Here is a 26841-nt window from a genome sequence, read left to right on the forward strand (position 1 = left end):
TGGGAAGGAATGATATCGGAAAAAATCAATATCTCACTGGATCATCCCATCATGAAGGGCCATAAGGTCTTTGGTGAAGCGGTATTGCCCGGTCTTGCTTATATCGATTTGATTTATCAGGTTTTTCAGGAACACGGTTATGTATACAATGAGCTCGAATTGAAGCACGTTACGATTTATCAGCCTTTAACCGTAAGTGAAACGGCTGCAATCATTCTGACCATTCAATGTTCTGATAGCGGAGATGGAAAGTGGCTCATCTCCCTTTCAGGGCAGAAACAGCAAGGTGACGAGCTGTCAGACGATATACAATATGCGACGGCTGAAATGGTGAAAAGAGACGCTGTGACATTTGACGAAACCATTGATTTCAGCGATGTGAAGCAGTCAGTCAGATCTCTGAATCTTGATGACATGTATAACCGCTGCCTGGATCATGACTTGGTTCATTCCGGCATGATGAAATCGAACGGACGATTGTACGAAACAGAAGGCGGCATGCTGGCTGAGCTTTCTTGTGAAGAAGGAAAGGATTTCTTTTTATTCCATCCGGCCCTTTTGGATGCGAGCGGAATCGGGGCGAGCGGTTTGCTTTCTGAAACAAACCGGCTTCATCTGCCTTTATATTATGAATCGTTCACGGCCGCCGACAGGCTGCAATCAGAGTGCACGGCGCGTATCGCCGCTTCCGGCGTCCGTCAGGAAAAAGAACTCACAACGATGACAATCGAGTACTTCAGCCGATCCGGACAAAAGGTGGCGGAGCTTAAAAACATTACGGGAAAAGCGGTTCGGCTTGAAGAAGACGAGAATACAGCCGAACAGAATCAACAGGCTGCAGCTGAGCCGGAAAGCACAGATGAAAAAGACATCATTCTGTTTTTAAAGAAGCTTTTGGCTGATAAGCTTGGGCAGCCTTGGGAGACGCTGGACGTTCTTGCAGGCTACTATGAGCTTGGGCTGGATTCATCTTCTTTGCTTGAGATTGTACAGGATATCAATAAAAAGACGGGTGCGGACCTCGCGCCCACTCTTCTCTTTGAATATACAAATATAAAAGAACTCGCAGCCTATCTGAAAAAGACCGTTTCATTTGAATGTGCGGAACGTGCAGCCGAACCATCACGGTCTGAAGCTGAAGCGCCGGACGCGCCAGAACATCATAAAAACACCGGAGACATCGCGATTATCGGAATGGCCGGCCGCTATCCGAAAGCGAAAAGTGTGGCGGAGTTTTGGGAAAACCTTAAGGCAGGCACGGATTGCATCACTGAAGTTCCGAAGTCCCGATGGGATTGGAAAACATATCAAAACGTAACGTCCCCATCAGGAAAAACAGTATCAAAATGGGGCGGTTTCATTGACGATGCCGACTGCTTCGATCCGCAGTTTTTCAGAATCTCACCGCGTGAGGCGGAAACGATGGACCCGCAGGAGCGCCTGTTTTTAGAAACATGCTGGGAAACGATTGAAGATGCGGGGTATACGCCTGAAACGCTGGGAAATAAAGGGGAAAAACAGCATCAGATCGGCGTATTTGCAGGGGTGATGCATAAAGATTATTCCTTAATCGGCGCAGAACAATTATCTGAAACTGATCCTTTTCCGGTTTCACTGAATTATGCGCAGATCGCCAACAGAGTGTCCTATTATTGTGACTTCCACGGGCCGAGCATCGCGGTGGATACCGTTTGTTCCTCATCATTGACCGCCGTCCATCTGGCCATTGAAAGCATCCGCCGCGGCGAATGTGAGGCCGCGCTTGCGGGAGGGGTGAACTTGTCGCTGCACCCGGCGAAATATCTCAGCTACGGAAGCATGGGCATGCACTCAAGTGACGGCCGCTGCCGTACATTCGGCGAGGGCGGGGACGGCTACGTTTCCGGAGAAGGAGTCGGTGCGGTATTGCTGAAGCCGCTGGAAAAAGCCGAACAAGACGGCGACCGCATTTACGCGGTCATTAAAGGAAGCGCCGTTAACCACGTCGGGAAAGTAAGCGGAATTACCGTCCCGAATCCTGCTGCACAGGCAGAAGTCATTAAGGCCTGTATGAAAAAAGCAGGTATCAGCCCGCGGACCGTCAGTTATGTGGAAGCCCATGGCACAGGTACTTCGTTAGGAGACCCGATTGAAATTGAAGGTCTGTCAAAAGCGTTCAGTCAAGGGACGCAGGATCAGCAATTTTGTTCCATCGGTTCGGTCAAATCAAATATCGGCCACGCAGAATCAGCGGCGGGGATCAGCGGGTTAACAAAAGCGGCGCTGCAGCTTCATCACAAAACGCTTGTCAAATCACTGCATTCTGCGGAATTAAATCCTTACCTGAAATTTGAGGAATCTCCTTTTTACGTACAGCAGCAGACTGCTCCGTGGAAGCAGCTGTCAGCTGAAGAAAACGGTAAAGTCACACATTATCCGCGCAGGGCCGGGCTCAGTTCCTTCGGTGCATCAGGTTCGAATGCCCATATCATTTTAGAAGAATACATTCAGCCTGAACAAAAAGCGCCTGCACCTGAAAACGAGGCAGCAAAACTCATCCCGCTGTCAGCAAGAAATAAAGACAGGCTTCTGGCCTATGCGGAAAAACTAGCCCGATCGCTTTCAGAAAAGACGGTGCTGTCTGAACTGGCTTATACAATTCAGACAGGACGTCAAGCAATGGAGGAGAGAGCTGTCTTCCTTGTAAATGACATCCGCGACTTGAAGCAAAAGCTGAATGATTTCGTAAAAGGAAACGAAAACATCCCCGGTTTATGGCGCGGACAAGCTGAGCTGCCGGAGATGAGCGAAGCCGCTCCTGAGACGGACGATCCGAAACGGCTTGCCGCGTTATGGGCAGAAGGGAAAACAGTAGATTGGAATAAGCTGTACGGTTCGGGTAAACCGCGTAAAACAAGCGTTCCGACTTATCCGTTTGCAAAAGAACGCTATTGGATTCCGCAACAGAAAAAACAGGAGAAAAGCCCGTCAGGCACAGTGCTGCATCCGCTTTTACAAGAAAATACGTCAGATTTTTCGCAGCAGCGTTTCACGTCTCTTTTTACGGGAGATGAATTTTTCCTATCTGACCATGTCGTCAACGGACAAAAAATACTGCCGGGCGTCGCCTATTTGGAAATGGCCGCAGAGGCGGTCAAAAAGGCCGCTGCCGTGACGGAAAAAGACCATAGCGTCACACTCAGACAGGTTGTTTGGGTCCGGCCGGTCATGATTGAAGACAAACCGAAGGAAATACATATTGCCCTTTACCCAGAAGATAATGGTGAGATTACCTATGAAATATACAGTGAGGCAGAAAACGGCGAAGATCCGGTTATTCACAGCCAGGGTGAAGCGGTCATTACCGAACCGGGAAGCGCCCAGATTGATATCGAGTCTGTCAAAACTTCCTGCAATTTAGGAATCGTGACTGCGGAAGAATGTTACGGTGCTTTTGAGAAGATCGGTTTGGATTACGGAGAGGCATACAGGGGCGTACAGCAATTGCTGCTCGGAGAAGACCGATTATTGGCCCGTATTTCACTCCCAGCAGCCGTACATGACAAAAAAGAACAGTATACGCTTCACCCGAGTATGATGGACGCCGCTTTTCACGCATCCGTCGGTCTGCTTGTCCGCTCGATACATGATGATGCAGACAGCCACGAGCTTTCTTTGCCGTTTGCGATGCAGGAAGTGGAAGTGTTCGGACCGTGTCCTGAACATATCTGGTCATATATCCGGTACACAGAAGGCAGCAAAGCAGATGACAACGTAAGAAAATTTGACATTGATATGTGCGATGATGCCGGTACAGTTTATGTCCGGATGAAAGGCGCGTCTGTCCGGGCGCTTGACACAAGCCAAACAGCGGGCGGAGAAACCTCGGAGGCGCCTGTCGGCCATACGATGCTGATTCCGGCTTGGGAGCCTGTTGCGCTTGAAAAAGCCGGGGAAGCAGCGGCGGATAAGCAGACGGCAGTATTCGGCGGAACGGATTCGAGACATACGCGCATAAAAGAACACCTGCCGAACGCTTCCTATTATCCGATCAGAGGTACGGATGATATCACATCTCTTACGCACATGCTTGAAGGACAAAAAGAACTGGAGCAAATCATTTGGCTTGCTCCGCAGGCTGAGAGTGCGGACAGCCTCAAAGAACAGGAAAGAAACGTTCTTCATGTGTTCAAGCTGATGAAAGCATTACTTGCCTTAGGGTACGGAGAAAAACGTTTGGACTGGTGCATCGTCACAGCAAATGCCCAGCCGTTTTCGGATCAAGACAGCGCCGACCCGTCACAAGCCGCAGTCAGCGGACTTGCCGGAACAATGGCGAAAGAATATCCGCATTGGCATATCCGCATGATTGACACAGAAACGGACGGCAGCTGGCCGATCGAAGAGGCGCTCAGTCTTTCTGCCGGGAAAAACGGTCAAATTTGGGCGTACCGCAATCAGCAGCTGTTTGAGCGGCAGCTGATACCGCTTGACAATATGCCGAAAAACGGCACGCTGTACCAAACAGGCGGGGTTTATGCCGTGATCGGAGGCGCGGGGTATCTTGGCGAGGCATGGAGTGAATACATGATCCGCCGCTACAAAGCACGCATCATTTGGATCGGAAGAAGCACACTGAATGATTCCATACAGGCGAAACTCGACCGGCTCAGCGCATTCGGCCCGGCGCCTGAATATGTTTCCGCCGATGCCGCCGACAGTGCTTCCTTAGAGCGGGCTTATCAGTTCATAAAAGAGCGCCACACAAAAATGAACGGAATCATCCACTCGGCAATGGATCTGTCTGAGCAAAGCTTAAATAATATGAAGACAGAAGAGTTCAAATCGGTGCTGCGGGCAAAAGCCGATGTAAGTGTGTCCATGGCGGAGGTATTTGGACGGGAGCCGCTTGACTTTGCGCTCTTCTTCTCCTCGCTTGTGGCATTTATCCATAACGTGAAACAAAGCCATTATGCCGCGGGATGCGCTTTCAGTGACGCATTTGCGAAAGAACTTGATCAGACATGGAATTGTCCGGTCAAAGTGATGAATTGGGGCTATTGGGGCAACAGCGAAGCGGCTGAAGACGGCGATTTTATTCAGCTGATGGATCAGATCGGATTGGGATTGATCGAACCGGACGCTGCAATGGAGGCGCTTGAAACCCTTATGACGCTGCCGGTTGATCAGGCGGCTTTCATTCATACGACAAAACCGGTCGCAGTCGAAGGGATGAGTGAAAGAGAAAAGATTTCCGTTTATCCGCCTCAGCCGCTTGTCTTTTCACAACAGCCGAAGGTCGCTCCGCCCGGCGCACGTCTTGTTAGAGAGGCTGAACATCAGGAGCTCGATGATTATCTGTATCAGCTGTTGATCGCCCAGCTTAAAGAAGCAGACTTGCTGACGCCGCAAAGCCTTAAAGCGTATGAGCCCGAACATGAATACTTTAAAAAATGGCTCAATCAAACGATCGCTTTCCTTCTGGAACATGGCTATCTGGAAGGGAATGCGGATTCATATAAACTGTCGGCGCGAGCCGAAAACACAACCGCCTCCCTATGGAAAAAATGGGAGCAGGAAAAAGAGGAATGGCTCAACAACGCCGATACAAAAGCGATGACTGTTTTAGCCGAGACGATGCTTAAAGCACTGCCGGACATTCTGCGCGAAGACGTGCCGGCGACAGACATCATGTTCCCGCACTCTTCAATGGAACTTGTTGAAGGAATTTATAAGCACAATCAAGTCGCGGATTACTTTAACAGCGCCCTGTCAGATACATTAACGGCTTATGTGAAAGAAAACATCAGCAAACATTCAAAAGCCGAGATCCGCATCCTGGAAATCGGAGCGGGCACAGGCGGCACAAGCGCAGGCATATTTGAAAAGCTTAGGCCGTATCAAAACCATATAAAAGAATACTGTTACACCGATGTATCGAAAGCTTTTCTTGTGCATGCGGAGACGGAATACGGCAAACGGAATCCTTATCTGACGTATAAGCTTTTGAACGCAGAAGCGCCGCTTGCCGGCCAGGGCATAGAGCCGGGCGCATACGACATCGTCGTTGCGGCCAATGTGCTCCACGCGACGAAAGACATCCGCCAGACGCTGAGAAACGCCAAAGCCGTTTTAAAAGACAACGGTTTGCTGCTCTTAAATGAAATGGCGGGAAACAGCCTGTTCCCGCATATTACTTTCGGACTGCTTGAAGGCTGGTGGCTGCATGAAGATTCCGCCCTTCGTATTCCGGGGTGCCCGGGCTTGTATCCGGAAAGCTGGAAGCGCGTGTTAGAAAGTGAAGGCTGGCATTCTGTCTTCTTCCCGGCAGAAGCGGCACATGAATTAAGCCATCAGATTATAGCGGCAAAAAGCAACGGCATTGTTCGCCAAAAAACGCTTAACGCAGGGGCCGGAAAACGGACCGCTCCGCCAAAAGCAGCACATGCGCCGGAACTTCAGGCGCAAACAACGGTGCAAAAAGGTGACACGTCTTTAACAGAAAAAAGCACCGAGTACTTGAAAACGTTAATCGGAGAAACATTAAAAATTCCGCCGGCTCAAATTGATCCGAAAGCGCCGCTTGAAAAATACGGAATTGATTCTATCGTCGTCGTACAGCTGACAAACGCGTTACGAAATGTATTGGACCAAGTCAGCAGCACTTTATTTTTTGAATATCAGACGATTGAGGCGCTCGTCGCTCACTTAATCAAAACGAAAAAAGACGCGATGATCAAACTGACGGGACAAACGCCTGTTCAGGAAGAACGGAAGGCATCACCAGAACCGCAGGCTGTACAGCCGGCTAAGCCGCTTCGCACTGACTGGCGGCGGAGGAAAAAACGGGCAGCCAAAGAGACCGTCCGGCAAAGTTCGGTTCGCGACGTGGCCATCATCGGTGTTTCAGGACGCTACCCGCAGGCAAAAACAGCGGCTGAGCTTTGGGCTAATATTAAAAAAGGAAAAAACTGCATAGAAGAAATCCCGCGGGAACGCTGGAACTGGCAGGATTACTACGATGAAGAGAAAGGTAAAGAAGGCTCTATTTATACGAAATGGGGCGGCTTCATTGAGGATATGGACAAGTTTGATCCGCTGTTCTTTCAGATTTCTCCTTTGGAAGCGGAGCGAATGGACCCGCAGGAGCGATTATTTTTAGAAACGGCGTATGCGAGTATCGAGGATGCCGGCTATACGCCTGACAACCTGTGCCAGAGCAGAAAAATCGGTGTTTTTGCCGGCGCGATGAACAAAAACTACCCGACAGGCTACGGCTATTGGTCCATTGCCAACAGGGTATCTTACCTTTTTGATTTCCAAGGGCCGAGCATTGCCGTTGATACAGCCTGCTCCTCTTCTTTGACGGCCATTCATCTGGCGCTTGAGAGCATATACAGCGGTTCAAGCGAATGTGCGATTGCCGGGGGCGTAAACATAGTGACCGACCCGATCCATTATATGAATCTGTCAGTCATGAACATGCTTTCCGCAGGCGGCACGTGCAAATCGTTCGGAGACCGCGCGGATGGTTTTGTCGACGGAGAAGGGGTAGGAGCGGTCGTATTAAAGCCGTTGGACCGAGCGATTGCCGACAACGATCACATTTACGGTGTGATTAAAGGAAGCACCATTAACAGCGGAGGTAAAACGAACGGATACACCGTTCCGAATCCGAATGCGCAGGCCGCCTTAATAAAAGAAGCTTTCGAAAGGGCAAACGTCCCGGCGCGCACCGTCAGTTATATTGAAGCCCACGGTACGGGGACCGCATTAGGAGATCCGATTGAAATCGCCGGATTAACGAAAGCATTTGAAGAGGATACAACAGATAAACAGTTTTGCGCCATCGGCTCCGCAAAATCAAATATCGGCCATTGTGAAAGCGCCGCGGGCATTGCGGGTCTGACAAAAATATTATTCCAGCTCAAAGACCGACAAATTGCGCCGTCCCTGCACGCGGATCAGCTGAATCCGAATATTGATTTCGTGTATACGCCGTTTGCCGTTCAGCAGGAGCTCGGTGAGTGGAAACGTCCCGTCATCGGCGGCAAAGAGCTACCGAGAAGGGCGGGGTTAAGCAGTTTTGGCGCGGGAGGAGCAAACGCCCACCTCGTCATAGAAGAATATACGGCAGACAAAGAGCCTGATGAGACGCCGGCAGATCAGCCCGCCATCATCGTCCTGTCCGCGAAAAACAGCGAACGGCTCACTGAAAAAGCAAAACAGCTCAGAGACGCCATCCGTGAAAAAAGATACAGCGGCCGCGACCTTATGAGCATAGCCTTTACTCTTCAGACGGGCCGGGTGCCGATGGAAGAGCGTCTCGGTTTTATCGTCCATTCACTTCATGAACTTGAGGAAAAACTGAATGGATTTATCGCCGGACAAAACAGCGCCGGACTGCACCGTGACGGCACGGAAGAAAACAAACGGATGCTTGCCGTATTTTCGGCGGATGATGATATGGAAACAATCATAGACGCTTGGATCAGCAAACGGAAATATTCTAAGCTGCTTGAGCTTTGGGTAAAAGGATTGGACATCGATTGGGCGAAATTATACGGAGACCGTCCTCCGGCCCGCATCAGCCTGCCTGCTTATCCGTTTGCGAAAGAACGCTTCTGGCATCAGCAGCCTGTACAAAGCAAGGCCGCGCCCGTTAAGGCGCCGGCTGATGAAAATGATCCGGCGGAACAGTTTGAAGTGATGGCTTTTAGAGAAGTTCTTAAAGAACAGGCTCTGCCGGCTGCCGGAGAAAAGCAAGTCAAAACGGTGATTTCTTTCTTATCTGATCAGAAGAAGCAGCAGGAAGCCGTCTCTGTGATCAAATCGTATGACAGTGGCATTGACGTTATTTTTATCGCTCAGGGAGACCGGTATGAGGCTCTGTCCGCCGGCCGCTGCCAAGTGGTGCTGGAAGATCCGCAATCATATGTGAACGCTTTTGCGGATATTCAAAAAGAGTACGGTGAAGCTTCTGCCATTTTGTATTTATGGGCGCTTGAAGATAAAAGCTGCATCGAAGATTATTCATGTATCGTCCATATTCTCAAAGCAATGGCTGAGACCGGTCTGCAGCCGGAAAGGCTGTTATTGGCGGGGGAATATGCATCCGGTCTGGAAAAGTGCTACTTGGAATCATGGATCGGCTTTGAGCGTTCGCTCGGCATTGTTCTCCCGAAAACAAGTGTTACCGGCCACTTCAGAAAAGCCGGTGCGGCCATAACGGACTGGATGAGAACCATTTGGGACGAGCTGAAAGCTGAAACAGACCATACCGTTTTCTTGGAAGAGGGAAAACGATATGTCTATCACACCGAACCAACCGGACTAACGAAAGAAAACGGCAGGATCAGAACCGGCGGAACATATCTCATTACAGGCGGATTAGGAGGGCTCGGCTGCTTATTTGCCCGCCATCTCGCCCGGAACTACCAGGCAAATGTCATTCTCACGGGGCGGTCGCCGATCAATGAGGAAAAGAAAGAAAAAATGAAAGACCTGGAAAATCTCGGCGCGGGTGTTCTTTACGCCGAAGCCGATGTTTGTGATCCGATCGGAATGGGCGACTGCATCAAGCGCGCGAAAGAACGATTCGGAGCCATTCACGGCGTCATTCATGCGGCGGGCATCGAAAGCAGAACATCCGTCTTTGAAAATGAAATCGGGAATTTCCGCAGTACGCTTGAACCGAAAATAAACGGAAGCCTGCTTCTTGACGAGTGGCTGAAAAACGAAACGCCTGATTTCATCTGCTACTTTTCATCCACATCGGCTGTTTTAGGAGATTTCGGCTGCTGTGATTACGCGGTCGCGAACAGGTTCCAAATGGCGTATGCCCGCTATAAAAACGAACAATCCGAAAGCGGAAACGCTTTTGTCATCAACTGGCCGGTCTGGAAAAACGGCGGAATGGCCGTCGGCGGTGAAGAGACGACGGGCATGTACCTGAAATCAAGCGGCCAGCGCCTGTTAGAAACAGATGAAGGCATTGAGCTGTTTGAGCGCGTTATTTCTCAAGACAACACCCAGTGCCTTATCATTGCCGGCAAAAGAAGCCGTGCCGAACGATTTTTAGGCATACGGCGGGACGATTCATCAAAACCGGATGCGCTTTTGGAAACCGTGAGCCGCCGCATCCCGGAAGAAAGCACGGAAAAACGGCTCGAAGCGAATTTGAAAGAGCTGATACACAGTCTGCTGAAAATATCCAAAGATAAACTCGTCCTGCATAAAAACTGGGCGGAATTCGGATTTGATTCCATCTATTTAGCCAAATTTGCCGCTCTTTTGACGAGTCATTACGGCATTGAAGTCACTCCGGCGTTATTTTACAGCTATGCCACGCTCGGAGACGTCATCAGCTATTACCTGACAGAACATAAAGAAACGATCGAAACGTTTTACCGAACGGAAGAAACCGAAACAGAAGCCGCCGCTCCGGAAAGCAAGGAGTATACGGATCAGGAGATCATCGCCATGATGAAACAGGTCTCTGAGGGGACATTAGATTTTAAAAGAGTGCAAGACATCATAGAAGGGAGTAAGACCTATGAATCATAAAGAACTTCTCGATGCCTACAGATCAGGAACGCTCACCATCGCTGAAGTAGAACAAAAGCTTCAGGCTTTCAAGCGGACAACTGCAAAACGTCCGCTTTCTGAAGGCCAGAAAGGTTTGTGGATGCTTCAGAAAATGTTTCCGGAGATGAGCGCATATAACATTCCGTTATGCTTTCGTTTTCAAAAGCTGGATATCGAGACATTCAAAAACGCCCTTTTGTCCGTGCAGCGCCAGCACCCTATTTTGACCAGTGTGATAAAAGAGGAAAACGGCCTTCCGTATCAGATAGAAGATACGGATCGGCATTTTCCGATTGAAGAAATGGATCTTTCTGAATTAAGCGGGCGTGATGCGCTTACGTTTATTAAAGAAAAAGCAAAAGAACCGTTCTCGCTTGAAACCGGGCCGCTCCTGCGTGTTCAAGTATTCCGGCGGGCGAAGCGGGAGCCGATTGTGTTAATCACCATTCACCATATCATTTTTGACGGCGTCTCTCTTATGACGTTTATGTCGGCGCTGCTGGACGCTTATGTAAAAGCAAGCGAAGGCAAAGAACCTGTCATGCTTCAGCAGGCCGCAGATTATCATGACTTTGTGAAATGGGAAAAAGAGCTGCTGGAAAGCGAAGCGGGAAAAACGCATCTCTCTTATTGGAAAAAGCAGCTGGAGGGACCGCTGCCGGTGCTTGAGCTTCCGTCGGATTATCCGAGATCATCGGTTCAAACTTGCAAAGGGCAGGCGTATCAGCGCTTGCTTCCTGATGAACTGAACCGGCAGATTAAAGTTTGCGCCAAAAAAAATAATGTCAATGAATCCGTTGTGTATCTCGCTATTTTCAAAGGACTGCTCTATCAATATACGAATCAGGAAGATGTCATCGTCGGCATGCCGACGATGGGGCGTTCTGAGGCTCAATTTGAGTCTGTCATCGGATACTTTATTAATATGATCGCGGTCAGAAGCAGGGAGACGGGCGTCAAATCTTTTACGTCGTTTTTGAAGGAGCTGCAGCTGACACTGGCAGAAGGGCTGGACCATGCCGCGTATCCGTTTCCCGCGCTTGTCAAAGAATTGAAGACGGAACGCTCGCCCGCGGTGTCGCCTGTTTTTCAAACCGCGTTTTTCTATCAAAACTTCTTCCGGACAGAAGGAGCGGAAAAGCTGGCGGAACTATATCAATCACTCGGCATTGAAATGATAGAAGACATTCATCAGGAAGGCGAATTTGAGCTTGCGCTTGAAGTCTATAAAAAAGAAACGGGAACCGTCCTGCAATTTCTGTACAACCCGGATGTCTACAGCCCTTCTTTCATCGAACGAATGGCGGAGCATTATATGAAACTGGCAGAAAAGGTGCTTTCTGATCCGGAGATCGCTTTTGAAGCCTGTTCCGGCCTGCTCAATCAAAAACGGGATGAAAGCCGTTCATCCCATCAGCCGAATGAGCGCTGCATTCATGAAGTGTTTGCGGAAAAAGCCGGACGCCACCCTGACAGAGAAGCCGTCACATTCGGTGAAAACAGTCTTACATATCGCGAATTAGATGAACGAAGCACGGCGCTCGCTGTGTACCTGCAAGAAAAGGGCGTCACACCGGAATGCCCGGTCGGCATTTGCACGGAGCGTTCTTTTGAGATGGTCATCGGCATCCTCGCCATTTTAAAAGCGGGAGGCGCGTATGTACCGCTGGACCCGGCTTTTCCAAACGAACGGATGGCCCACGTGTTGACTGACAGCGGCGTGTCAATCGTATTAACGCAGGAAAAGACGCGCGGCATGATTGAACAGTTGGCCATCGGCGGTGTAAGCACGGTGGAAATTGAAAACAGCGGACGTTCTGCGAGCGGGGCAAAACTGACGCCGCGTTCAAAACCGCATCATCTCGCTTATATTCTATATACGTCCGGAAGCACGGGAAAACCGAAAGGCGTCATGGTTGAGCACAGGGCCATCATGAATACGCTGCAGTTTTTGGAAGCTGAGTATCCGGTCGCTCAAGAGGATGCCTATCTGTTAAAAACGAATTACGTATTTGACGTTTCGATTTCTGAATTATTCGGCTGGTTTATCGGAAACGGACGGCTTGTCATTTTGCCGCCTGGTGCAGAAAAAAATCCGCAGCTTTGCATGGAATATATCCAAACCCACCAGGTCACGCATCTGAATTTTGCGCCCGCCGTGTTTAATGTATTTCTGGAAACGGTAAAGCGGCATACGGCATTTACAGAAGACGGCCCTGTGAAATATGTGATGGTGGCCGGTGAGGCGTTTCCGAAAGATTTAGTCAAAAAGTCAGTTTCCATCTTCAAACATGCCAGAATTGAAAACATATACGGCCCGACGGAAACATCCATTTATGCCGCTTACTACAGCTGCGGCCAAAAGGAAATCGCAAGCAGGAATACGCCGATCGGGAAACCGATTCACAATACGCGGCTTTATATCGTCGATGAAAAGCTCAGCCCCGTCCCTGACGGTGTGGCCGGGGAGCTTTGCGTGGCCGGCGCCGGTCTGGCCAGAGGCTATTACAATCAGCCTGAGCTGACGGCGGCATCATTTATTGATAATCCGTTTAGTGAAGGAGAAAAACTTTACAAGACAGGTGATTTGGCCAGATGGCTGCCTGACGGAAATATAGAATATGCCGGCCGGATTGACAGTCAGGTGAAAATTCGCGGCTTCCGCATCGAATTGGGAGCGATTGAAACGAAATTGAGCGAACATCCGGACATTCTTGATCAGGCGGTTGTGGTTCAGGAAAAGAACGGACATAAAAAGCTGATTGCTTATTATACGGCCCGCTCCGGTCATACGACAGATGAAAAAGCGCTCCGCAACCATCTTTTATCGAGTCTGCCGGATTATATGGCGCCTGCCCATTTTATCCGCCTGGATGCACTGCCGTTAACACCGAGCGGAAAAGTGAACCGCAAAGACCTAAAACAGCGCAAGGTAATCGTTCACCGGTCTGAAAAGACGGGCAGACTGCCGTTATCAGAAGCGGAAGCGAAAGTGACCGCAATATGGGAAGACCTGCTGAATACGGCGGGCATCAAAATCGAAGACGGCTTTTTCGATGTGGGAGGCGACTCGCTTCTGGCTGTTGCGGCAGCAGAACGCATTAAACAGGAGCTGGAATGCGATTTTACCGTCACCGATTTATTCGAACACTCTACCATTCAGGCGATCAGCCGATTTATTGTTGAAACAAAACAGGCGGCTGAATCAGAGGCGTCCTGCCAAGATGAGAGAGAAAGAGAACAAACACCGCAAAACGGGGTGCCGTCTTACTTTGATGACAGTGTGGCGATAGTGGGGATTTCCTGCCAGTTCCCCGGCGCGAAAAATCATCATGAGTTTTGGAAGCAGTTAAGAGAAGGAAAGGAAAGCGTCCGGTTCTACTCGGAAGAAGAACTTCGGGAAGCCGGCGTGCCTGAAGATTTGATCGAAAATCCCGACTATGTGCCGGCATTATCGACGATAGAAGGAAAAGATCTCTTTGACCCTGAGTTCTTTCACATTTCTCCGAAAGACGCAGAATTTATGGATCCTCAGCTTCGGCTTCTGCTGCTTCATTCTTGGAAAGCCGTCGAGGACGCGGGATATGTATCGAAAGAGATTCCGAAGACAAGCGTTTATATGTCGGCAAGCAATAATTCGTATCGGTCGCTTTTGCCGGAAAAAACGACAGAAGGCCATGAATCTCCCGACGGCTATGTGTCATGGGTGTTAGCGCAGAGCGGCACGATTCCGACGATGGTTTCCCATAAGCTCGGATTAAAAGGGCCAAGCTATTTCGTTCATTCCAATTGCTCATCATCATTAGTCGGTCTTTATTCAGCCTACAAAAGCATAACGAGCGGAGAATCGGAATACGCGCTCGTCGGCGGAGCAACTCTGCATGCAGCGACCGGCATCGGCTATGTGCACCAAAACGGATTGAATTTTTCAAGCGACGGGCATGTCAAAGCATTTGACGCTTCAGCCGACGGTATGGCGGGCGGAGAAGGAGCTGCCGTCATTCTGCTGAAAAAGGCGTCACAAGCCGTTCAGGACGGAGATCACATATACGCCATGCTCAGAGGCATCGGTCTGAACAATGACGGAGCGGATAAAGTCGGTTTTTACGCACCGAGTGTAAAAGGTCAGACTGATGTCATCCAGCATGTTTTAGACAGCACGAATATTCACCCGGAGACGATTTCCTATATCGAAGCGCACGGCACTGGAACGACATTGGGTGATCCGATTGAAATGTCCGCGCTGCAGCAAGTGTATAAACGTTACACGGACCGGGAGCAGTATTGCGGGATCGGCTCCGTAAAAACGAATATCGGACATTTGGATACAGCAGCAGGTCTGGCCGGGTGCATCAAAGTCGCCATGAGTTTATATCATCGGGAGCTGGCGCCTACCATTAATTACACGTCACCGAATCCGAATATCAAATTCAGCGGTTCGCCGTTTTATGTGGCGGATAAGAGAAAACCGCTGCCGGAGAGAGAGACGCCGCACCGCGCAGCGTTAAGCTCATTCGGACTCGGAGGAACAAACGCACACGCCATTTTTGAACAGTATGAAAACAAAACGATCAGCGGATCAAATGACGGACAGCCGCCTTATATCGTTCCGCTGTCCGCGAGAAATAAGCAGCGTCTTACTGCCTATGCATCTTGTTTATCCGGCTTTCTGGATGAAGCCGAAAACGATGTTTCCTTGCATGATCTGGCATTTACGTATCAGACCGGACGTGAAGCGATGGAAGAGAGAGCCGTTTTTATCAGTCATGATCGTCACGATTTGAAGCGTCAGCTGCAGGATTTCATCAACGGCAATGACCAAAACATCTTACGGGGCGAAAAAGTGAGAAGCAGAGAAGTGTCAGCTCAGGAGATGGAAGAGCTTGCGGCATGTCAGACACGGGATGAAAAGCTGAAAGCACTCGCGGCGCTCTGGCTTGAAGGAGCGCGTGTCGATTGGGGCTTATTGTATCCGGATTCCGCGCCGCAAAGAATCAGTGCGCCGACCTACCCGTTCGCAGAGGAGCGCTTCTGGCCGGAAGAAACCGTGAAGCAAACGGATACCAAGCTTTTGCATCCGCTGGTACATCAGAATACATCCGTCTTGCAGGAGCAGCGGTTCAGTTCGGAATTCACGGGAAAAGAGTATTTTATTGCCGAGCATATCATTAAAGGAATGGCGATCGTGCCGGCTGCCGTTACCCTTGAGATGGCACGGGCCGCGGCGGAGAAAAGCATCGGCGGGGCAACAGAGGAATCTCTGGGCCTGCGCTTAAAGAATATTGTATGGGTCCGTCCGGTGATAGCCGATCAGGAGGCTGTCCGTGTCCATATCGGACTTTATGAAGAAGAGGACGGACAGATTCAATACAGAATGTACGGGGATAACGATTCTATCGGTGAAGAAGCTCCTCTTTATAATCAGGGCATCGCTGAAATCATCCGGAAGGAACCGGAGGAAGCGGCGGATATTGAGCAGCTGAAGCGCCGGTGCACACAGGGAACAATCGAATCTCAAGCGTTTTACAAAGGAATGATCGGTGCTGATTACGGGCCGGGTTACAAAGGGGTGCAGCTTGTATACAAAGGCGAAGACCGGCTGCTTGCTAAATTGAAGCTTCCTGAATCCGTCTCTCATACAAAAGCTGATTATATCCTTCATCCGAGTATGATGGACGGTGCGCTTCAGGCCGCCGAATATTTGCAAAACGTGACGAGAGCGCTGCTTGCAGAAAGCGGGGAACCATTCAAAGCCGCATTGCCGTTTGCTTTAGAGGAGCTGGACGTTCTGAATCCGTGCGCTGATGATATGTGGGTGCACGTCACGTTCAGTGCGAACAATAAAGCCGGCGATCCTATCCAAAAAGCCGATATTGATTTATATGACAATAACGGCGGGCTTTGTGTGCGGATGAGAGGTTTCTCAACACGGATCATGGAAGAAAACGCGGGTGCAGGCGATCCTGTCAGCCGTACGGACACATTGCTCGCTGAACCGGTCTGGAAAGAGCAGCCGGAACCGGCCGATCACGAGCCTTCGTATGAAGAGCATATTATTTTCCTTTGTGAGTACGATGAAGCCGTAAAACAGGCCGTGGAAGCAAAGCTTGAACATGCAAGCGTCATTATCTTGGACGATCGTCCCGCATCTATTGCAGAGCGGTATCATTCTTATGCGGGCCAGCTGTTTGACCATATCAAAACCATAATGAAAAGCAAGCCGAAGGGCCGCGTTCTTTTTCAGGCTGTTACGCGGTCAGCAGGCTTACAGCGGGTGTTCTCAGGCATTACCGGCCTCTTCAAAACCGCATGCCTTGAACATTCCAAGCTGATTTGTCAAATGATCGAAGCCGAGGAGAAAGAAAGTGCTGAAGGCATAGCGGAAAAAGCGTCCGAAAACCGTATGCATGCCGAAAGCGTCCATGTGAAATATGAAAACGGCAAGCGCTTTGCCGCTGATTGGGAAGAGATGGATATTTCTCAAGCGGAGCCGGACATTCCGTGGAAAGACGAAGGTGTTTATCTCATTACAGGAGGTGCGGGAGGTTTAGGTCTGATCTTTGCAAAAGAGATCGCAAACTGTACAAAAGACGCCGTCATCATACTAACCGGCCGGTCCGCTCTCAGAGAAAAGCAGAAAGACATGCTGGAAACAGTACGTGCTGCCGGCGCTTCTGTTTTCTACGAGCAGACCGATGTCACGGATGAAGCAGAAGTATACCGATTGATCCGCAATATCCGCAAACGGCATGGCAGGCTGGACGGGATTGTTCACAGTGCCGGCATTATAAAAGACAACTACATGGTGAAGAAGACGGCAGAGGAATACCAACACGTTCTCGCTCCGAAAGTGAAGGGCCTTGTGTATCTTGATGAAGCGTCACAACAGGAGAAATTAGATGTCTTTATTGTCTTTTCATCCTTATCAGGTGTGCTTGGAAGCGTCGGCCAGGCTGATTATGCGTCTGCAAATGTCTTTATGGAGATGTATGCCGAGTACCGCCGTTCTTTACAAGCCGCAGGACAAAGATACGGAAAGACGCTTTCTGTCAGCTGGCCGTTATGGAAAGAAGGCGGAATGCAGGCAGGAAAGCAGACGGAAGATATGCTGATGCAGGAGGCGGGAATCGCACCGCTCGGCACAGATGCCGGCATCAAGGCTTTATATCAAGGCTTGATGAGCGGGACAGCCCGGATGACGGTTGTTGAAGGAGATGTGAAACACATGAAAGCAAAACTGTTCCGCAAAGAGAATGATCATCCGGAAGCAGAGACCGGCGTACGTCATGACATTGATGCTGACAGCCTGCTTGAAAAAGTGAAGCATCTGTTAAAACAGCAGACGGCCTCACTGTTAAAAGTAAACATTGACAAAATTGATCCTCATGAAGAAATGACAAAATACGGGCTGGATTCCATCTCGATGACTGAGTTTACGAACCAGTTAAACAAAACGTACCGGCTTACGTTAACGCCGACGATTTTCTTTGATCATCCGACAATCCATGAATTTGCCGTTCATTTAATCAGTGAATACGAAGAGGAATTTGCCGGACGGTTTGCGGTAAATACAAAAACGGTTCAATCGGCAAGACCGGTAAAAGAGACTCAAATCACGCGCCCGGCCGTTAAGCGACGCCGCACTCTGCCTGAGACACTTCCGCAGACAGTGCAGCGGGGCCAAGGGCCGGAACCGATCGCAATCGTAGGCATCAGCGGGATTTTCCCGATGGCAGAAGACATTGAAGCTTTCTGGCAGAACCTGAAAGAAGGCAAAGACTGCATGACCGAGATTCCGAAAGACCGCTGGGACTGGCGGGACTATTACGGGGATCCCGCAAAAGAAGCCAATAAAACAAGCGTCAACCAAGGCGGGTTTATTGACGGAATTGCTGAATTTGATCCATTATTTTTCGGGATTTCACCCCGGGAAGCGGAGCAAATGGACCCTCAGCAGCGCCTCTTGCTGACGTACGCGTGGAAAGCGATCGAAGATGCCGGGTATGCGTCAAAGAGTCTCTCAGGCACAAAAACAGGTGTGTTTATCGGGACCGGAAATACCGGCTACGGTTCTCTTTTAGCCAATGCCGATGCGGAGATTGAAGGGTCATCCGCGGCGAATACAAGTCCGTCTGTCGGACCGAACCGTGTCAGCTATACGCTCAATCTGCACGGGCCGAGCGAACCGATTGATACCGCCTGCTCAAGCTCGCTCGTTGCCATACACCATGCCGTTTCTTCAATTGAAGAAGGAACGTGCGACATGGCTTTGGCGGGAGGAATCAATACGATTGTTCTTCCGGATGTGTATATCAGCTTTGATAAAGCGGGCGCGCTGAGTAAAGAAGGAAGATGCAAAACGTTCTCTGATCAGGCTGACGGTTTTGCCCATGGTGAAGGAGCCGGTCTCTTTTTCCTCAAAAAGCTGAAAGCCGCTGAGGCGGATGGGGACCATATTTACGGCGTCATTAAAGGAAGCGCGGTGAATCACGGCGGCCGCGCGGCATCTTTAACAACGCCTAACCCGAAACAACAGGCGGAAGTCATTAAAGCCGCATACAAAAAAGCGGGCGTTGATCCGAAAACAGTCTCTTATATCGAAGCGCACGGCACCGGAACAGAACTGGGAGATCCCGTTGAAGTTAACGGACTGAAACAAGCGTTCAGCTCGTTTGCAGACGGAAAAGAGAAAGCGGCCGGCTATTGCGGCTTAGGGTCGGTCAAAACGAATATCGGCCATTTATCCCTTGCCGCGGGAGCAGCGGGCATTATTAAAATTTTGCTGCAGATGAAGCATCGGACACTAGTAAAAAGTCTCCACTGTGAGACGGTAAATCCGTACATTCAGCTTGAAGACAGCCCGTTTTATCTGGTGCGGGAGACAATGGAATGGAAGACGCAGACGGACGAACGCGGAAACGAACAGCCTCGCCGCGCGGGCATCAGCTCATTCGGCATCGGAGGCGTAAATGCCCACGTCGTCATCGAAGAATACATCCCAGAAGACAGAGAGGAAGCAGATGATTTTCATATCGACCCATGTCTTTTCGTTCTGTCCGCCAAAAATGAAAAACGCCTGAAAGAGCAGGCAAAACAGCTGAAACGTGCGCTTACTGAAAAACGGTACGATCAATCCTCCCTCGTTTCTATGGCATATACCCTCCAAATCGGAAGGGACGCCATGGAAGAACGTCTGGCGGTTATTGCCGGATCTGCAGAAGAACTGCAGGAAAAACTGTCACAGTTTATCACTGGAGATAAGCACGCGGACTTGTACAGAGGAAGAATAGACAAAGGCACGCTGCAAATGCTGACGGAAGATGAAGAAATTCAAGAAGCCGTTGAAAAATGGATGGCACGCGGCAAATACGCGAAGCTGCTTGAATTATGGGTCAAAGGGCTGAACGTCGATTGGGCGAAGCTGTATGGAGACCGGCCGCCTAAACGCATGAGCCTGCCATCGTATCCTTTTGCAAAAGACCGCTATTGGGCGGCAAAAAGCACCGGAAAACACGAAAAAACAAGCACTGTATCTGCCGGAAAACAAGACGCGCTTCATCCGCTTCTGCACAGAAATACTTCAAACCTTGCAGAACAGCGGTTCAGTTCAATCTATACAGGAAAAGAATTTTACCTTGCGGACCATGTTGTAAAAGGGGTGCCGATTTTACCGGGAGTGGCACATCTTGAAATGGCGCGCGCAGCAATGGAACAGGCATCTGAAGTTCCGGCCGGACAAGGAAGCGTCAAGCTTAAGAATACGGTTTGGGTGCGGCCGATCACCATTGAAGACGAGCCGGTTCATGTCAACATCCGTCTCATTCCTGAAACGGCAAATGACGTTCAATTCGACATTTACAGCGGCCGGGAAACAGATCAGCCGTCCGTTTACAGCCAAGGGGCAGTATCAGTCCGCCCTGACGCCGAGGCTCCGGTCATTGATCTCCAAAAGCTGAGATCACAATCCGCCGAGACACCGTTTTCTGCAGATGAAGTGTACGATATGTACCGCAAAATCGGTTTTGATTACGGCCCGGCTTTCCGGGGTGTCAAAGCGATTTATACAGGTGATGATTTCGTATTGGGCAGACTGTCACTTGATGCGGCTTGTGCGGACACGGTACAGGAGTATGTCATGCATCCGGGCTTAATGGACTCTGCATTGCAGGCATCAAGCATATTAACCGGAACAAATGATGAAAAACTGATGCTTCCGTTTGCGGTTCAGGAGCTTGAAGTATTCAGCGCATGCGCTGCCGAGATGTGGGTTTACGCCAGACTTTCTGAAGACCACAAAGCCGGCCAGATTGAAAAACGCGATCTTGATATTTGTGATGAAAACGGCAAGGTTTGCGTAAGGCTGAAAGGTTTGTCATTCAGAACGGCTGAAAAAGAACCTGAGAAAAAAGAAAAAGCTCCGGAAACGCTCATGCTTGAGCCGGTATGGACCCGAAGCGATGAAACCGCCGTTCAAACGGAACCGGTTTTTGCCCGGCATATCGTGTTGCTTTGTGACACAGACGCCGGATTGAAACAAGCCGTTGAAGCCGCGGGAGCTGAATGTATTGAAATGACCTCCCGGCACGGGAAAGCGGCGGCGCGCTTCCGTGATTATACAGGACGGATATTGGAGACGCTGCAAAAACTGCTGAAGGAAGAGACGGATGGAGACGTCCTCATCCAGACGGTTCTCTCTAAAACAGATAAGCATCAGCTGCTCTCAGGCATTTCAGCTTTGTTAAAAACAGCCGGCCTGGAACATAAAAAACTGAAAACCCAGCTGATTGAAATAGAACCGGCGGAAAACGGCAGAATCACAGACATCATCAGAGAAAATAAAACACGGGCTGATGACAGCCATATCAAATATGAAAACGGCATCCGATACAGCGCAGATGTCAAAGAAACGGCCGTGTCCGGCGGCAAAATACGCATTCCGTGGAACGACGGAGGCATTTATCTCATTACCGGAGGAGCCGGGGGCTTAGGCTTTATTTTCGCGAAAGAAATCGCCCGCAAAGTCAAAGAGCCGACACTGGTTTTGACAGGCCGTTCCGCATTAAGCGAGAATCAGCGGATGCAGCTGCAATCGCTTGAATCACTCGGAGCAAAAGCGGAATACAAGCAGGCTGACGTAACAAACGCTCAAACTGCGGCAGACCTGGTCAAAACAATTGAGACGGAATATGGCGGCCTTCACGGCATCATTCATAGCGCGGGTGTGATGAAAGATCAATATATCGCAAAGAAAACAACCGAAGAGTTTTACAGTGTATTGGCTCCTAAAACGGACGGATTTGTCAACCTTGATGAAGCAACCGAGCATTTAGCGCTGGACTTTTTCATCGTTTTCTCATCCATTTCCGGCGTCACCGGGAATGCGGGACAGGCGGATTATGCGGCGGCAAACGCATTTATGGACAGCTATGCGGCATACCGCAACGCACTGGTTACCGCAATGTACCGCCACGGTCACACATTGTCGGTCAATTGGCCGCTTTGGAAAAACGGCGGAATGCAAGTCAATGAAGAAATGGCGAAGCTCACCGAAAAAAGAACCGGCGTAACGCCGATGCGCACTGAGACCGGAATAGAAGCTCTTTACAAAGCATGGAGCACGGGAAAAACAAGCGTGCTCGTCATGGAAGGAAACCGCGCCGTAATGCGGGAAAAGCTGCTTCAAAAGACTCCTGCATCCGCTTTTGCACCGGTTAAGAAAACGGAGGAAACGCCTGTGCCGAAAGACCTGACGGCAAAACTTCAGGAATTGCTGGCAAAAGAGGTTTCCGGGCTTCTGAAAATAAACATTGAAGAAATCGATATCGAATTGGAGTTTAATCAATACGGATTTGATTCCATTACGCTGACGGAATTCGCCAACAAGCTGAATGACACTTATCAGCTTGATCTGACACCGACCGTATTTTTTGAATATGCGACGATTCAAGCCTTGGCGCATCATTTAGCAGAAGACTATCAAACACAATTTGCCGGCAGCACACAGCCGAAAGAAGAAAAACAAAGCGGCGTAACTGATGATGGCGGTATCAGACTGGCAGGGAACAAACGATTTGCAAAAACTGCCGTACAGCCTGTTCAGACTGCGGCTGAACATAAACCGGAACCGATCGCCATTGTCGGCATGAGCGGAGTGTTTCCGAAGGCCGCAAATATTGATGAGTATTGGCGCAACTTAGAAGAAGGAAAAGACTGTATAACAGAGGTGCCGGCGGATCGCTGGGACTGGCGTGAGTATTACGGTGACCCGCTTAATGAAGCCAACAAAACAAATGTAAAGTGGGGCGGATTTATTGACGGAGTTGCGGATTTTGATCCGCTGTTCTTCGGAATTTCACCGCTGGAAGCCGAACAGATGGATCCCCAGCAGCGCTTGTTAATGATGTATGCGTGGAAGGCGATAGAAGATGCGGGATATTCCGCTAAAAGCCTTTCCGGCACGAAAACAGGCCTGTATATCGGCACGGGGAATACCGGATACGGCTCACTGTTTTCCGACCTGGATATCGGCGGTGCGTCAGCCGCGAATATGAGTCCGTCAGCGGGGCCGAACCGCGTCAGCTATATGCTTAATCTGCACGGGCCGAGTGAACCGATCGACACGGCTTGTTCCAGCTCGCTGGTCGCGATTCATCACGCCGTATGCGCCATTGAAAACGGGAACTGCGATATGGCGATCGCCGGCGGCGTGAATACCGTCGTCACACCGCAAGGCCACATCGCTTATGACAAAGCCGGCGCGCTGAGCAAAGAAGGGAAATGTAAAACATTCTCCGACAGGGCGGACGGATTTGCCGTCAGTGAAGGTGCCGGAATTCTGTTTTTGAAAAAGCTGTCAGAAGCGGAAAAAGCGGGCGATCATATCTACGGCGTCATTAAAGGCAGCGCGGTCAATCACGGCGGACGTGCGAACTCCTTGACGACGCCGAATCCGAAAGCCCAGGCGGAAGTCGTCAGAACGGCTTATGACAAAGCAGGCATTGATCCAAGAACAGTCACTTATATTGAAGCGCACGGAACCGGAACGGAGCTTGGCGATCCGGTCGAAATCAACGGCCTGAAATCCGCCTTTCAAAAGCTGTACGAAAAAACAGGCGATCCCGCCGTTTACGCGAGTCACTGCGGTCTGGGATCGGCTAAAACCAATATCGGCCACCTGTCACTGGCAGCCGGTGTCGCGGGTGTGATCAAAGTGCTGATGCAGATGAAGCATAAAACACTTGCAAAAAGCCTCCACAGCGAGGTCATCAACCCGTATATCAAGCTGAAAGACAGTCCGTTTTACATCGTACAGGAAAAAAGAGAATGGACGGCATTGAAAGACGAAAACGGCAATCTTCTGCCGCGCCGTGCGGGAATCAGTTCTTTCGGCATCGGCGGCGTAAACGCCCATGTCGTCATTGAAGAATATATCCCGAAGGAAGAAAGAAAAACAGCTGTTTTCACACACCCTCAAATCTTTGTGCTGTCGGCCAAAGAAGAAGAGCGTCTGCAGGAACAGGCGCAGCAGCTGGCGCAAGCTTCTTTTACGGATGCGGATCTTGCCGATGTTGCTTACACGCTTCAGCAGGGGCGTGATGCCATGGAAGAAAGAGCGGCCATTATCGCTTCCTCGGCTGAAGAACTGCGGGACAAGCTAAAGAGCTGTGCGAAAGGACGTTATGATATAGCGGGCATTTATAAAGGAAAAGCGGGTAAAACCTCCCTGAAATCCATTCTGGCAGGCGCAAACGGGGAAGCGGATATCGAAGAGCTGATAAGCCGCCGAGAGAATGACAAGCTTGCGGAATTATGGGTGCAGGGCGCGGATATCAAATGGGACGGCCTATATTCTGATATCAAGCCTCAACGGATGAGTCTTCCTGCTTACCCGTTTGCGAAAGAGCGGTACTGGATCACGGATAATCGGCCGAAAGCAGAGAAACCGCAAGCTGTGCCGACGTCGCGGGTGCTGCACCCGCTGCTTCACGAAAATGTATCAGATTTAACAGAGCAGCGGTACCGATCCGAATTTACGGGACAAGAGACGATTTTCACCGATCATCTTATTAAAGGCAAGCCGGTTATGCCGGGCGTTGCCTACTTGGAAATGGCTAGGGCGGCGGTTGCTCAGGCACTCAAAGGGCAAAAGGAACGTCCATCTGTCACCCGCCTGAAAAACATCGTTTGGGTTCGGCCGATCGAAGCGGGAAACCGCCCGATTGAAGCGCAGATCAGCCTGAACCCGAGGGAAAACGGTGAAATCGTGTATGACGTTTACACGGATTCACAAACAGAAGCAAGCGGCAGGCAGATACACTGTCAGGGGGCTGCCGGCATTCTCAGCGCCGGGGAGGCTCCGCACCGTGATATAGGCGCACTGAAAGCTCAATGCGGCCTCAGTATACTGACTTCTGAACAGTGTTACAGCTTATTCAGCAAAATCGGCATTGACTACGGTCCCGGACAACAAGGAATTCAGCAGATTCATATCGGAAGCAATCAAGCATTAGCTGAGCTCCGGCTGCCTTCCTTCCTCGAAGAAACGGCAGATCAATACGTTCTTCACCCGTGTATGCTTGATTCAGCTTTGCAAGCGACAATCGGTCTGAAGCTGCACGCAGATGATAACCAGCTGTCACTGCCGTTCGCCCTTGAAGAACTGGACATTTTCAGCCCGTGCACGACAAGCATGTGGGCGTATGTCAGCTCCCGGGGAACGGATGAAAAAATACAGCGTATGGACATTGACTTATGCGATGAGACAGGCCGGGTCTGTGTCAGAATTAAAGGGATTTCTTCCAGAATGATGGAAGGCCCCGCGCCGGAAACATCATTAAATGGAGCAAACCTTCTGGCTCCGGTGTGGGATCTCGCGGAATTCCGTGATCAAAGCCCGGCATATAAGACGGAAGAGGTTGTCTTTATCGCGGGGGATGAGGAAAGCGCGGCTTTTCAATTGCATCATCCTTCTGCGAAACGGCTTCATATCAACCCGGAGGATGAAATAGAGGCTGTTGCGGCTGAACTGAAAGCAACAGGGTCTTTCGGGCATATCGTATGGATCGCTCCTTTTCACAGCGCTGATGACATGGTAAAAGCTCAGGATGCGGGCGTCATTCAGATGTACAGAGTGATTAAGGCCATGCTTGCTTTAGGATATGGAGGCAAGCGAATCAGCTTGACTTCAGTCACAATAAAAACACAGTCCGTACAGCCGGCGGACATTATTGATCCGGCTCATGCAGGCATTCACGGTTTGGTCGGCTCGCTCGCAAAAGAGTATCCGAACTGGCAAACAAGGCTGATTGATGCCGGATGTCCGGAAGATGTTTCAAAGGCGGAGCTGTTCTCAGCGCCGTTTGATGAGCAAGGCAATACATGGGCGTACCGGAACAATCACTGGTACAAACAGCGCCTTATTCCTGTACAGCAGCCGGTGTCAAGCCGGCCCGCCTACCAAAAAGGCGGCGTTTATGTCGTCATCGGCGGTGCGGGGGGCATCGGCGAGGCATGGAGCGAATATGCCGTGAAAACATATCAGGCGCGAGTCGTTTGGATCGGCAGACGAAAACATAACAGCGCCATCCAGGAAAAAATCGACAGACTCAGCCAATTCGGCCCGGCGCCGATTTATATTGAAGCTGACGCGGCAAATCCGAATGAGCTCACACGGGCGTATGAAACGATCAAACGCACGCACCCGCAAATTAACGGAATCATCCATTCCGCAATTGTTTTAGAGGATCAGAGCCTGGCAAATATGCCGGAAAGCCGTTTGAAAAGCGTGCTCGCTGCGAAAGTCAATGTCAGCGTGAATATGGCCCGCGTGTTCCGAAATGAGCCGCTGGACTTTGCTTTGTTCTTCTCATCTGTTCAATCATTTGCACGAGCGGCCGGACAAAGCAATTATGCTGCCGGATGCAGTTTCAAAGATGCCTTTGCCGCTCATTTGGCTCAAGTTCGGCCGTATTCGGCGGCAGTGATGAATTGGAGCTACTGGGGCAGTGTCGGAATCGTATCATCTGCCGACTATCAAGAACGGATGAAACAGGCGGGAGTCGGATCAATTGAAGCGCCGGAAGCAATGGCGGCGCTTGAACGATTGCTCGGCGGCCCGTTGAATCAGTTCGTCATGATGAAACAGGCGGAAGAGCCGGAGGAAAAACCGCAAGAAATGATAGAAGTATACCCTGAACATCACGGCTCGGCGATGCAAAAACTGCGAAGCTATCAGCCTAAAGTAACAAGACATGTACAACAATTGAGTTAAGGAGG

The 26841-nt window shown here is 50.2% G+C and carries 2 protein-coding genes; both read left to right on the forward strand.

All coding sequences use genetic code 11. From position 1 onward, the window contains the following. Positions 1 to 9 precede the first annotated feature (9 nt). Positions 10 to 10545, forward strand: coding sequence for an SDR family NAD(P)-dependent oxidoreductase (locus tag JNUCC21_RS08995; protein ID WP_369878748.1), 10536 nt, complete (start codon positions 10 to 12; stop codon positions 10543 to 10545). Next, positions 10535 to 26836: an amino acid adenylation domain-containing protein gene (locus tag JNUCC21_RS09000; RefSeq protein ID WP_369878749.1), complete on the forward strand. Its 16302-nt coding sequence runs from the start codon at positions 10535 to 10537 to the stop codon at positions 26834 to 26836. The genes JNUCC21_RS08995 and JNUCC21_RS09000 overlap by 11 nt, the downstream gene beginning before the upstream one ends. Positions 26837 to 26841: the final 5 nt, after the last annotated feature.

Origin of the sequence: Bacillus sp. JNUCC-21, from assembly GCF_041222765.1 — a bacterium.
Lineage (GTDB): Bacteria > Bacillota > Bacilli > Bacillales > Bacillaceae > Bacillus > Bacillus velezensis.